At 62.1% G+C, this 11,707-nt stretch carries 10 protein-coding genes; 9 read left to right on the top strand and 1 reads right to left on the bottom strand.

The genetic code is table 11. The features are described 5' to 3' along the window. Positions 1-118: 118 nt before the first annotated feature. Positions 119-1,024 carry a LysR family transcriptional regulator gene (locus tag BSG08_RS16550; RefSeq protein ID WP_093038958.1) on the bottom strand — a complete coding sequence of 302 codons (906 nt, stop codon included), beginning with the start codon at positions 1,022-1,024 and terminating at the stop codon, positions 119-121. 168 nt (positions 1,025-1,192) lie between these two features. Between BSG08_RS16550 and BSG08_RS16545 the strand changes: the two genes are divergently transcribed. From BSG08_RS16545 to BSG08_RS16505, 9 genes are all read left to right on the top strand, one after another. Continuing rightward, positions 1,193-4,612 carry an indolepyruvate ferredoxin oxidoreductase family protein gene (locus tag BSG08_RS16545; RefSeq protein WP_093038957.1) on the top strand — a complete coding sequence of 1,140 codons (3,420 nt, stop codon included), beginning with the start codon at positions 1,193-1,195 and terminating at the stop codon, positions 4,610-4,612. 78 nt (positions 4,613-4,690) lie between these two features. Beyond that, complete coding sequence (locus tag BSG08_RS16540; RefSeq protein WP_093038956.1) at positions 4,691-5,554, top strand: lysophospholipid acyltransferase family protein; 864 nt, start codon at positions 4,691-4,693, stop codon at positions 5,552-5,554. 18 nt (positions 5,555-5,572) lie between these two features. Further along, positions 5,573-6,385, top strand: a complete 813-nt coding sequence (locus tag BSG08_RS16535; protein ID WP_093038955.1) for a glutamate racemase — start codon at positions 5,573-5,575, stop codon at positions 6,383-6,385. Between the two features lie 76 nt (positions 6,386-6,461). After that, positions 6,462-7,490: an N-acetyl-gamma-glutamyl-phosphate reductase gene (gene argC / locus BSG08_RS16530; protein WP_093039004.1), complete on the top strand. Its 1,029-nt coding sequence runs from the start codon at positions 6,462-6,464 to the stop codon at positions 7,488-7,490. Between the two features lie 15 nt (positions 7,491-7,505). Continuing rightward, positions 7,506-7,952: a cytochrome c maturation protein CcmE gene (gene ccmE, locus BSG08_RS16525; protein WP_093038954.1), complete on the top strand. Its 447-nt coding sequence runs from the start codon at positions 7,506-7,508 to the stop codon at positions 7,950-7,952. A gap of 60 nt (positions 7,953-8,012) precedes the next feature. Beyond that, a complete protein-coding gene (locus BSG08_RS16520; protein WP_093039003.1) occupies positions 8,013-8,621 on the top strand; it encodes a holin-associated N-acetylmuramidase in 609 nt (202 codons plus the stop codon). After that, entirely contained in the window at positions 8,615-9,205 is a 591-nt protein-coding gene (locus tag BSG08_RS16515; RefSeq protein WP_093038953.1) for a holin family protein, read from the top strand. The genes BSG08_RS16520 and BSG08_RS16515 overlap by 7 nt, the downstream gene beginning before the upstream one ends. Before the next feature lie 58 nt (positions 9,206-9,263). Beyond that, positions 9,264-11,228, top strand: a complete 1,965-nt coding sequence (locus tag BSG08_RS16510) for a heme lyase CcmF/NrfE family subunit (RefSeq protein WP_093038952.1) — start codon at positions 9,264-9,266, stop codon at positions 11,226-11,228. Beyond that, complete coding sequence (locus BSG08_RS16505) at positions 11,225-11,677, top strand: cytochrome c-type biogenesis protein (RefSeq protein ID WP_093038951.1); 453 nt, start codon at positions 11,225-11,227, stop codon at positions 11,675-11,677. Before BSG08_RS16510 ends, BSG08_RS16505 begins: the two co-directional genes overlap by 4 nt. Positions 11,678-11,707 lie beyond the last annotated feature (30 nt).

The raw sequence follows: 11,707 nt of genomic DNA, 5'->3' as shown, positions 1-11,707 counted from the left end.
CACCGTCACAACCGGCAATTAAGGGTGCGTCCCTGTCCGATCAAGGGAAATAATGCCGCAGGTGCAGCATGGCCGCTATGCGACTGGCGCATATCTCACGCGGCGCGCGCTGAAAAGGTCAGCCAAGCGCCTGTTCCTTCATCGTTTTGCGGTAGGATGAGATCTCGTCCTGAATGAAATCACGAAAGGCGGCGATCCGCTTGGAGTGGCGCAATTCCTCGGGATAGGCGAGGAACACGGGCACCTCGACCGATTGCACTTCGGGCAGAACGCGTATCAGCTGCGGCACATCGCGGATCACGTAATCCGGTAGAACGCCGATCCCGAGATCCTGAAGCACGCCTTGCAGAACGCCGAAATAGTTGTTGACGGTCAGCAGGGATTGAATGTCATTGGTCATCAGTTCACTGACCAACGTCGCGGCTGCGCCCACCTGTGCAGAGCGGGGATTCTGACAGATCAGGCGATGATACTGCAAATCCTCGGGCGTTTCAGGCGCGCCGTGCTTTTCAATATAACTTTTTGTGGCGCACAGGCACATATGCACGCTCATCAGGCGTTTGCGGATAAGATCGGCCTGGCTTGGCTCTTTCATACGGATGGCGACATCGGCCTCGCGCATGGGCAGATCAAGCACGCGTTCCTCGAGCATCAGGTCGATCTTGAGGTCAGGGTATTTTTCGTAAAGTTTGGGCAGACGCGGTGCGAGCCAAAGAGTGCCAAAGCCAGTTGTTGTGGTCACGCGCAATTCGCCGAACACCTCTTCTTCGCTGTCGCGGATGCGGGCGGTGGCGGTTTCGAGCCGTTTGAGCATGGCGCGAGTGGCGTCGAACAGAAGTTCTCCCTGTTCCGTGAGAATCAGCCCGCGCGCATGGCGGTGAAACAGCGTCGCGTTAAGCGATTCCTCAAGCGCGCGAATCTGACGACTGACGGCGGATTGCGACAAATGCAGCTGATCCCCGGCATGGGTGAGGCTGCCCGCATCGGCCACGGCATGAAAGATTCTGAGCTTGTCCCAATCCATAACGCTAACTTTCTGAGGAAATGAACATCTGAAACGCAATAGCAGATAATCCCTCTCCGGCCATAGCAAACGATCAGGATTCTCACGAAATTCTGCTTGGTAGGTCATTAATTATGACCTAATATTGCCCTATATTGAGGCATGGCCCTCAGACAAGGGAGGCAGGACATGACCACGCAGAAGGTATCGCTGAACGATCGTTTCGACCTGGAAAAATCTCCGGTTCTCTTGAACGGAACGCAGGCTTTGGTGCGCTTGATGCTGATGCAGGCCGCGCGCGACCGGGTCGCGGGGCTGAACACCGCCGGGTATGTGACGGGCTATCGTGGCTCGCCCTTGGGCGCGGTGGACATACAGATGCGCAGGGCCGAGAAAATCCTGACCGCATCCAATGTGCGTTTCGAGGAGGGGTTGAACGAGGATCTGGCCGCGACCGCGCTCTGGGGCAGTCAGCAGGCGGAACTGCGCGGCGAGGGGCGCTATGACGGCGTCTTTGGTCTGTGGTATGGCAAGGGTCCGGGAGTGGACCGCTCGGGTGATGTGATGCGGCACGCCAATATGGCGGGCACCTCGCAACATGGCGGTGTGCTGATGGCCATGGGGGATGACCACACCGGCGAATCCTCGACCGTGTTGCATCAGAGCGAGTGGGCACTGGTAGATGCCTATATGCCCGTGGTCAGCCCGGCGGGCGTGCAGGAAATTCTGGATTACGGCATCTACGGTTATGCGCTGAGCCGCTTTTCAGGTCTCTGGGTGGGGCTCAAGACCATGAAGGACACGGTCGAGGCGACGGCGGTGGTCGACGGGCGACCGGACCGTATGAGGCTGATCACGCCCGATTTCCCGATGCCCGAGGGCGGGCTGAATATCCGGCTGATTGACACGCCGCACGCGCAAGAGGCGCGGATGATCGATTTCAAGCGGTTCGCGGCAGAGGCGTTCAGCCATGCAAACCGCATGGACCGGCGCGTCTGGGGCAAACCGGGGGCCAGAATCGGGTTTGTGGCTGCGGGCAAGAACTGGCTCGATCTGGTGCATGCGCTGGACCTGTTGGGGATCGACGCCGCTGAGTCGGAGCGGCTTGGCATCACCACCTACAAGGTTGGTCAGACCTTTCCGCTGGACATGAAAGGGTTTCACGACTGGGCCGAGGGGCTGGATCTGATTGTCGTGGTCGAGGAAAAGCGCAAGCTGATCGAGGTGCAGATCAAGGAGGCGATTTTCGACGACCGGCGCGGACGGCGTGTCTATGGCTGGTACAAGGGCGGCGCGGGCGGCATGCACCGGGACGAGTTGTTCCCGACGCGCGGTGCGCTCGATCCCATATGGATCGCGGAAAAGCTGGGCGGCATCCTGATCGAGGAGGGCCGCGGCACCGACCGGATCAAGGCGGGGCTGGCGGCGCTCAATGAGGCGCGGGCGGGCGACAATGCCGAGGAGATTGCGACGCGACTGCCTTATTTCTGTTCGGGCTGCCCGCATAACACCTCGACCCGTCTGCCCGAGGGCGCTCGTGCCTATGCCGGGATCGGCTGTCACTACATGGTGCAGTGGATGGACCGCGAGACGGTTGGGTTCACTCATATGGGCGGTGAGGGTGCGAACTGGATCGGTGAGGCACCGTTTTCCACGCGCAAACATGTGTTCCAGAACCTCGGCGACGGCACCTACAACCATTCCGGCGTGCAAGCGATCCGCGCGGCCCTGGCCGCTGGCACGACGATCACCTACAAGATCCTCTACAACGATGCCGTGGCGATGACCGGCGGGCAAGCCAACGAAGGCGGGCTCGATGCGCCGCGCATCGCCGCCGAATTACAGGCGATGGGGGTAAAACATCTTGCGGTCGTTTATGATGAAAAGGAAGATGTGAACTTCAAATCATTCCCGCAAGGGGTTGAATTCAAAGAACGATCAGACCTCATGGCGGTGCAGGAGCGGCTCTCGAAGATCGCGGGCGTCAGTGTTATTCTTTATATTCAGACCTGCGCGGCAGAAAAGCGTCGCCGCCGCAAGCGGGGAAAGTTCCCCGATCCCGACCGGCGGGTGTTCATCAATACGGATGTCTGCGAGGGCTGTGGCGATTGCGGGGTGCAATCGAATTGCGTCTCGATCGTGCCGGTCGAGACGGAACTGGGCCGCAAGCGGGCGATTGATCAGTCAAGCTGCAACAAGGATTTCTCTTGTCTCAAGGGGTTCTGCCCTTCGTTCGTGACACTTGAGGGTGCGAAGATCCGCAAGGACAGCACCGCCGATCTGACCTTGCCCGAGATGGCCCAACCCGAATTGCCGAAGATTGATGGCACCTATAATGTGGTGATCACCGGGGTTGGCGGCACTGGCGTCGTCACCATCGGCGCGGTTCTGGCGCAGGCCGCGCAGCTCGACGGCAAGGGTGCCGGCATGATGGAGATGGCGGGGCTTGCGCAGAAGGGTGGCGCGGTGCATATCCATTGTCGTCTGGCGGAAAGACCCGGCGATATCAGCGCGATCCGTGTGGCGACCGGCGAATGCGATGCGCTGATCGGTGGCGATCTGGTGGTGAGCGCCGGGGCCAAGACGCTTGGTCTCACCCGTCAGGGCCGTACCGGGGCGGTGGTCAACAGCCACGAGATCATCACCGGCGATTTCACCCGGAAGCCCGAGTTCAGATTGCCCACCGACCGGCTGCGGCTGTCGCTGGAGGCGCGTCTGCGTGATGCGGTGCAGATGTTTGATGCGTCTGAACTGGCCAGGATAGCAATGGGCGATTCGATCTATTCCAACATGATGATTTTCGGCGCTGCCTGGCAGCGCGGACTGATACCGCTGAGCCATGACGCGATCGCCGAGGCGATCCGGCTGAACGGTGCGGCGGTCGAGGCCAATCTGCGCGCCTTCGAGATTGGCAGATGGGCTGCGCTTTATCCCGAAGAGGTGGAACGGCTGCTCACGCCCAAAGTGGTCGGGAAACCTCGGACCCTGGCCGAAAGGATTGCCTATCGTGCCGATCACCTGCGTGCCTATCAGGGCGCGGGGCTGGTGAAGCGTTACAACCGGATGCTGGACGGGATCGCCGACGAACGGGTCAGGGAGGCGGTGGCAAAGGGCTATCATAAGCTCTTGTCCTACAAGGACGAATACGAGGTGGCACGGTTGCATCTGGAGACGGCGGAAAAGGCGCGCGCCGAGTTTGGTGGCGATTTTCGGATGAAGTTCCACCTCGCCCCGCCGATCCTGTCGAAAACCGGCAGTGACGGGCGACCGAAAAAGCGCGAGTTTGGCCCCGGCATCCTGCGCGCCTTCAGGATTCTGGCGCGGCTGAAGGTGCTGCGCGGCACGCCGCTTGACCCCTTTGGCTACAGCGCCGAGCGCAGGATGGAGCGGGCGCTGATCCGGCAATATGAGGCGGATATGGCCGAGGTGCTGCCGAAACTGACGGATGCCACCCGCGATGCGGTGATAGCGCTGGCCGAACTGCCGCTTGATATCCGTGGTTTCGGACCAGTCAAGTCCACCAACGAAGCCAAGGCCGCGAAGCGGCGGGAGGAGTTGCTGGCGATGATCCGCTCGGGTGGCACGGGAATGGCGCAGGCGGCGGAATAGCTGTCACAAAAGCGTCACGTGATCTGGTCACATGGGTCGCATTATCCTAGCAGAACGCGACTCAGCCAAGGAATGCCGATGCGCCCGGACAGCCATATCGCCCGTGACATCTCTTACGCCTATTCCGCCCAGAGCAGGGGCGGGCGGGCGATGATCCGCACGATGGAGAACCTGACCGGACGTATCGCCCTGATCAAGCGCGCCGCGGGATATGAGCGTGATGTGGCCATGGGGCGCGATTTCTGGCAGGTGATGGTCGAGCGGTATGGGCTCACCCTCGATGTGGTCGGCGGTAGTCTGGACAATGTTCCGCGCACAGGGCCGCTGATTCTGATTGCGAACCATCCTTACGGCATTCTCGACGGTCTGATGATGGGGCACATTCTCAGCCGGACACGCGGCGATTTCCGGATTCTGGCGCATCAGGTATTTCGCAAGGCCGAGGATCTGCAAAGGATCATCCTGCCGATCAGTTTTGACGGCAGCAAGGAGGCCGTGGCGCTAAACCTCGCCACGCGCAGGACTGCGCTGGATTATCTGGGGCAGGGGGGCGCCATCGGCATATTTCCGGGCGGCACGGTCAGCACCTCGGCCAGGCCGTTCTCACGGCCGATGGATCCGGGTTGGCGCGGGTTCACCGCCAAGATGATCGCGAAATCCGACGCCGTTGTTGTACCAGTCTACTTCGACGGGCATACGAGCCGTCTTTTCCAGCTGGCGAGCCATCTGCATTACACCCTGCGCATGGGCCTGCTGATCAAGGAATTCCGCAAGCGGGTGGATACACCCGTGCGCGTCGTCGTGGGCGATCCGATCCCACGCAGCACGCTCTCGCAATATGCGGGCGATACGAAATCTCTCATGGCATTCCTGCGCACAAAGACCTATGAATTGTCGCCGAGCCCGGTCATCGCCTCTGAAATCGGGTTCGAGTTCGAATAACAACTCCGGACGCGGGACATGGCGGTAGGGATTTTCGACAGCGGGCTGGGCGGCCTGACGGTTTGGAATGCGGTGAGCAAGCGCCTGCCGGATGTTCCGTTCGTCTATCTGGGTGACAATGCACATGCGCCCTATGGCGTGCGGGATGCCGACGATATTTACGAACTGACCACGACATCGGTGGACCGGCTGTTTTCGGCGGGTTGTGATCTGGTGGTGCTGGCCTGCAATACCGCCTCTGCCGCAGCCCTCCGGCGGATGCAGGAATCCTGGGTGCCGCCAGGCAAGCGCGTGCTGGGGGTATTCGTACCGCTGATCGAGGCCCTGACAGAGCGGCAATGGGGCGACAATTCCCCGCCCCGCGAGGTGGCGGTCAAGAACGTGGCGCTTTTCGCCACGCCCGCCACGGTGGCGAGCCGCGCGTTTCAGCGGGAACTGGCCTTTCGCGCCATAGGCGTGGATGTCGAGGCGCAGGCCTGTGGCGGGGTGGTGGATGCCATCGAAGAGGGTGACATGATTCTGGCCGAGGCGCTGGTTCGGTCGCATGTGGATGCGCTCAAGCGCAAGATGCCACACCCCGAGGCTGCCGTGCTGGGCTGTACGCATTATCCGTTGGTGCAGGAGGTATTTCAGGACGCACTCGGACCGGAGGTGGCGGTCTACAGTCAGGCCAACTTGGTGGCCGAGAGCCTCGCCGATTATCTTGAGCGGCATCCCGGCATGCGCGGTCCGGGCGAGCAGGCAATGTTCCTGACCACTGGCGACGCCAAGCGGGTATCGTCGCGCGCGACGCAGTTCCTGCGACGACAGATCACGTTCGACGCCGCCTGACCGGTGGCACCCGGCTGAATTGCGCCCCCTGCGCATCTATCTGAACCCTGATTCAAAATCTGAAAGCGAGGTCAAGATGACCCATAAAGTGGCCATTCTCGGTGCATCCGGCTATACGGGGGCCGAACTCGTCCGCCTCATCGCCACCCATCCTGCGATGGAAATCGCCGCCCTGGCCGCGAATTCCAAGGCGGGGCAGAGCATGGGACAGGTTTTCCCGCATCTGCGTTATCTGGCGCTGCCCGATCTCGTGACGATCGAAGAGATCAACTTTGCCGATATCGACCTGTGCTTCTGCGCCCTGCCGCACAAGACAAGCCAGGAGGTCATCAAGGCCCTGCCACGCGATCTGCGCATCGTGGACCTTTCGGCCGATTTCCGGTTGCGTGATCCGGCGGCCTATCAGAAATGGTACGGCAATGTGCATGCCGCATCCGAATTGCAGAAAGAGGCGGTCTATGGCCTGACCGAGTTTTACCGCGAGGAGATCATCTCGGCCCGGCTGGTGGCGGGGACCGGCTGCAATTCCGCTACGGGGCTTTACATGCTGCGCCCGCTGATCGCCGCAGGGGCGATTGATCCCGACGAGATCGTTCTTGATCTCAAATGCGGCGTGTCGGGCGCAGGCCGCAGCCTCAAGGAGAATCTTCTGCACGCGGAGTTGAGCGAGGGCTATCACGCCTATTCGGTGGGTGGCACACACCGGCACCTTGGCGAGTTCGATCAGGAGCTTTCGGCGGTCGCCGGTCGGCCCGTCGAGATACAGTTTACCCCGCACCTGGTGCCCGCCAATCGCGGCATTCTCGCCACCGGCTATGTGCGCGGTGACGCGCGGGCGGTGTATGATACGCTGAGCGCGGCCTATGCGGACGAACCCTTTGTCGTGGTGCTGCCGATGGGCGAAACCCCGAGCACGCGCCACGTCCGGGGCAGCAATTTCTGTCATATCGGGGTGGTCGCCGACCGGCGAGCAGGGCGCACGATCGTTATAGGCGCGCTCGACAACCTGACAAAAGGTAGCAGCGGGCAGGCGTTGCAAAACGCCAATCTGATGTTATCTCTGCCCGAGACAGAGGGGCTCTTGCTGGCCCCGGTCTTTCCGTAGCAGAGGGTAAGGCCGATGAAATCGCTCAAGAAAAAGCGCCGGGTGCAGGTGATCGGCATCGCCGCCGTGGCGCTGGTGCTGGCGACGGCGCTGATTGGCTATGGCATGCGCGACGGGATCAATTTTTTCCGTTCCCCCTCGCAGGTGCTGGCAGAACCGCCCAGTCCGACGGAGGTATTCCGCATCGGCGGCCTGGTCGAGGAAGGCAGCCTGAAACGTGGCGAGGGCGAAGTGATCCGTTTCAACGTCACCGATGGCGGTGCGGTGGTGTCGGTGACCTATCGTGGGGTGCTGCCAGATCTTTTCGAGGAAAATCAGGGCATGGTCGGCACTGGCAGCTATCGCGACGGGGTCTTTGTCGCCACCGAGATTCTCGCCAAGCATGACGAGACCTACATGCCCAAGGAAGTGGTGGACGCGCTCAAGGCGCAGGGCGTCTACGTGGATCCGGACGGTAGCTAAGGCCTGCGTTAACCGATCTGCCTGCAGCCTTGCATCCCAACGATGCAAAAGGCGGGGCAGATGCAGAGCGTATCACGGATTGCCGAGGAAATCGTCGCCCGCGAGGGCGGCTATGTGAACGATCCCGACGATCCGGGCGGGACCACGAATTTTGGCGTGACAATTCATACCATGCGGCGGCTGGGGCTGGACCTGACGCGCGATGGGATAATCGACGCGGCCGATGTCAGGGCGCTGACCCGCGAGCGGGCGGTCGAGATATTCATCGACCAATATTACCACCGTCCCGGCATCGCGCGCCTGCCCGACAGTCTGAGGGCGAGCGTGTTCGACATGTATGTCAACGCGGGGGCGAATGCGGTCAGGATCCTGCAACGGCTGCTGCGCGAGATGGGACAGCCGGTCGAAGTGGACGGGGTGATCGGTCCGCAGACGGCGGCGGCGGCGGAGCACGCGGCAGAGGCCGCGCCGGATCACATCGCCGACGCCTACGGGATAGCGCGGCGCAATTATTACCTTCGTCTTGGCGATGCCCGCCCGGCAAGCCGCAAGTTCGCCCGTACCCGCGCGGGCGGCAAGGGCGGCTGGATCAGGCGGGCCGAGGAATTCATCTCGCCCCGGTTCCATCTGAGCGAGGCGCAGTTCAGCGAAAGGGTCGCAGCATGGTAAGGGATATCCTGCGGGCGCTGTTCGGCGATGGCGGTAATGTCATTGCCGAGACTGTGGAGGTGTTTCGCGTCAATGCCGAGGCCGCCGATCAGCGCAGCGTCGAGACGCAGCACGCCGCGCTGGAACAGATGGCGGGCGAGTTCCGGCTGGAAAACCGGGGCCTGTTCGACCGGATCATTGACGGGCTGAACCGCATCCCGCGCCCGGCGATGGCTCTGGGCACGCTGGGCCTGTTCGTGGCCGCGATGGTCGATCCGCTGTGGTTCGGAGAGCGGATGACGGGGTTGGCGCTGGTGCCGGAACCGCTGTGGTGGCTGCTGGGTGCGATCGTGAGCTTCTATTTCGGGGCACGCTATCAGTCCAAGGGGCAGGATTTCCAGCGCGCGGTCGCCCTAACCATGGCGCGCGCGCCGCAGATGGTCGAGAGCATCCGCACGCTGCGCGCACTGCGCTACGACAGCCCCGGAGTGGCCGACAGCGGCAGTGATGCGAGGTTGGTGATGTCGGCGCTTGCGTCCTCGGACAATCCGGCGATTGACGAGTGGCGCCGCCGCGCCCAAGCCGCACCCCCCGCGACAATGTGATCCGGCACCTGTGCCGATTGCGATTGGCCGTGTCGTATCGCTGCCCTATACTCGGAGCATGATCACAGAACTTGGCCTCTTCGCCCTCATCCTCGCTTTTCTGGTGGCCTGTTTCCAGGCCACCATTCCGCTTATCGGTGCCTACAAGCGATGGCCCGGCTGGATGGCGGTCGCGGAACCGGCGGCGACGATCCAGTTTCTGCTGACGGCGGGGTCGTTCGCGGCGCTGACATGGGCCTTTGTCACCTCGGATTTCTCGCTGCAGGTGGTCGCGTCCAACAGCCATACCGACAAGCCGATGCTCTACAAGATCACCGGAGTCTGGGGCAATCACGAGGGCTCGATGCTGCTCTGGGTGTTGATTGTCACGCTCTTTGGTGGGGCGGTCGCGTGGTTCGGGGCAAATTTGCCGCCGTCGCTGCGCGCGCGGGTGCTGAGCATCCAGGCGATGGTGGCAGTGGCGTTCCTTGCCTTTATCCTGCTGACCTCCAACCCGTTCCTGCGCCTGTCGGTGCCACCGTTCAACGGGCAGGATCTGAATCCGCTGTTGCAGGATCCGGGTCTCGCCTTTCATCCCCCCTTTCTTTATCTGGGATATGTCGGCCTATCCATGACGTTCTCGTTCGCCGTGGCGGCGCTGATCGAGGGGCGGGTGGATGCGGCCTGGGGACGCTGGGTGCGGCCCTACACGCTGGCTGCGTGGATTTTCCTGACCATCGGTATCGGCTTGGGCAGTTGGTGGGCTTATTATGAACTGGGTTGGGGTGGATTCTGGTTCTGGGATCCGGTGGAAAACGCAAGTTTCATGCCTTGGCTCATCGCCGCAGCACTGCTGCATTCCGCTATTGTGGTGGAGAAGCGCGAGAGCCTTAAAAGCTGGACCATCCTGCTGGCGATCATCGCCTTCGGGTTCTCGATGGTGGGCGCGTTCATTACCCGGTCGGGCGTGCTGACCTCTGTGCATGCGTTTGCCACCGACCCGACGCGTGGTGTGTTCCTGCTGGGTATCATGGCGGTGTTCATGGTGGGTGCGCTGACGCTGTTTGCCGCACGGGCCAATGTGATGCAGGCCAAGGGCGCGTTCAGCATGGTCAGCCGCGAATCAATGCTGGTGCTGAACAACATTCTGCTGGCGGTCGCGTGTTTCGTTGTCTTTGTCGGCACGATCTGGCCGCTGGTCGCCGAAATGGCATTCGACCGCAAGCTGTCAGTGGGCGAACCGTTCTTCAACGCCGCCTTTACTCCTTTCATGGTCGGGCTGGGGTTGATCCTGCCGGTCGGTGCGATGCTGCCCTGGAAACGCGCCGCCCTGGGTAGGGTGTGGCGACAACTGCTGCCTGTCTTTATCCTGGCGGTGGCGATTGCCGCACTGGCCTGGGCGTTGCAAACCGGACGCTCGGCACTTGGGCCGCTCGGGCTTTTCTTTGCCGCTTGGCTGATCGGTGGGGCAACGGTGGATCTGTGGTCGCGCACCGGGCGAGGGCAGGATCGGCTGGGACGTCTCAGCCGTCTGCCACGGGCCGATTGGGGCAAGGCGGTAGCGCATGGCGGGCTTGGCGTGACCATGGCCGGAGTTGCCGCCATGATGGCCTGGGAGGTGGAGGATATTCGCGTCTTGCAGGTGGGCGAAGATCTGAAAATTGCCGGCTATGGCCTGCGTCTCGAAGAGGTCCTTCGCGAGGATGGTCCCAATTACATCGCCACCAGAGCCACCTTTGCCCTGACACGGGACGGGCGCGAAATCGCAAAGATGTACCCTGAGAAACGTATCTATCCGGTGGCGCAGATGCCCACCACCGAGGCGGCGCTGAATAACGGGTTCCTCCGCGATATCTATGTCGTCATCGGAGATCCGCAGGAGGGCGGTGGCTGGGCGGTGCGTAGTTATTACAAGCCGCTTGCCAACTGGATCTGGGGCGGCTCGATCCTGATGGCGCTTGGCGGGTGCCTGTCGCTGAGCGATCGACGCTACCGGGTGGCGGCGGGGGCGCGCAAGCTGCCGCAGGGGGTGCCGGCCGAATGAAACGCCTGATCCTAGCCCTTTGCATGATCGCAGCGCCGGTATTTGCCGTGCAGCCCGATGAGGTTCTCGACGATCCGGAACTGGAGGCGCGGGCGCGTGATATTTCCACCGGGCTGCGATGTCTGGTCTGCCGCAACGAGAGCATAGACGACTCCAATGCCGAACTCGCCCGCGATCTGCGCCTGTTGGTGCGCGAGCGGCTGGTGGCGGGGGACACCAACGAGGAGGCGGTGGATTTCATCGTCGACCGCTACGGTGAGTATGTGCTGTTGAAGCCGCGCACTGGCGGCGCGAACATTCTGCTCTGGCTTTCCGGACCTCTGATGATGGGTGCGGGCCTGGTCATGGCGGGGCTATACCTGCGCCGTCGTGCGGGTATGCCCGAGCCGCAAGTGGCGCGGTTGAGCGAGGCAGAAGAGGCCCGTCTGCGCGAAATCCTCAAGGACTGACGCGCGGTTTTTCTTGGCCTGGGGCCATGC

It is taken from the genome of Roseovarius azorensis (assembly GCF_900109455.1).
Taxonomy (GTDB): Bacteria; Pseudomonadota; Alphaproteobacteria; order Rhodobacterales; family Rhodobacteraceae; genus Roseovarius; species Roseovarius azorensis.
This window is presented reverse-complemented; position numbering and strand designations above follow the sequence as displayed.

Bases quoted from the DNA above. Each gene is read 5' to 3' on its own strand.
- BSG08_RS16550 (WP_093038958.1), bottom strand. From the start codon at position 1,024: ATGGATTGGGACAAGCTCAGAATCTTTCATGCCGTGGCCGATGCGGGC.
- BSG08_RS16545 (WP_093038957.1), top strand. From the start codon at position 1,193: ATGACCACGCAGAAGGTATCGCTGAACGATCGTTTCGACCTGGAAAAA.
- BSG08_RS16540 (WP_093038956.1), top strand. From the start codon at position 4,691: ATGCGCCCGGACAGCCATATCGCCCGTGACATCTCTTACGCCTATTCC.
- BSG08_RS16535 (WP_093038955.1), top strand. From the start codon at position 5,573: ATGGCGGTAGGGATTTTCGACAGCGGGCTGGGCGGCCTGACGGTTTGG.
- argC (WP_093039004.1), top strand. From the start codon at position 6,462: ATGACCCATAAAGTGGCCATTCTCGGTGCATCCGGCTATACGGGGGCC.
- ccmE (WP_093038954.1), top strand. From the start codon at position 7,506: ATGAAATCGCTCAAGAAAAAGCGCCGGGTGCAGGTGATCGGCATCGCC.
- BSG08_RS16520 (WP_093039003.1), top strand. From the start codon at position 8,013: ATGCAGAGCGTATCACGGATTGCCGAGGAAATCGTCGCCCGCGAGGGC.
- BSG08_RS16515 (WP_093038953.1), top strand. From the start codon at position 8,615: ATGGTAAGGGATATCCTGCGGGCGCTGTTCGGCGATGGCGGTAATGTC.
- BSG08_RS16510 (WP_093038952.1), top strand. From the start codon at position 9,264: ATGATCACAGAACTTGGCCTCTTCGCCCTCATCCTCGCTTTTCTGGTG.
- BSG08_RS16505 (WP_093038951.1), top strand. From the start codon at position 11,225: ATGAAACGCCTGATCCTAGCCCTTTGCATGATCGCAGCGCCGGTATTT.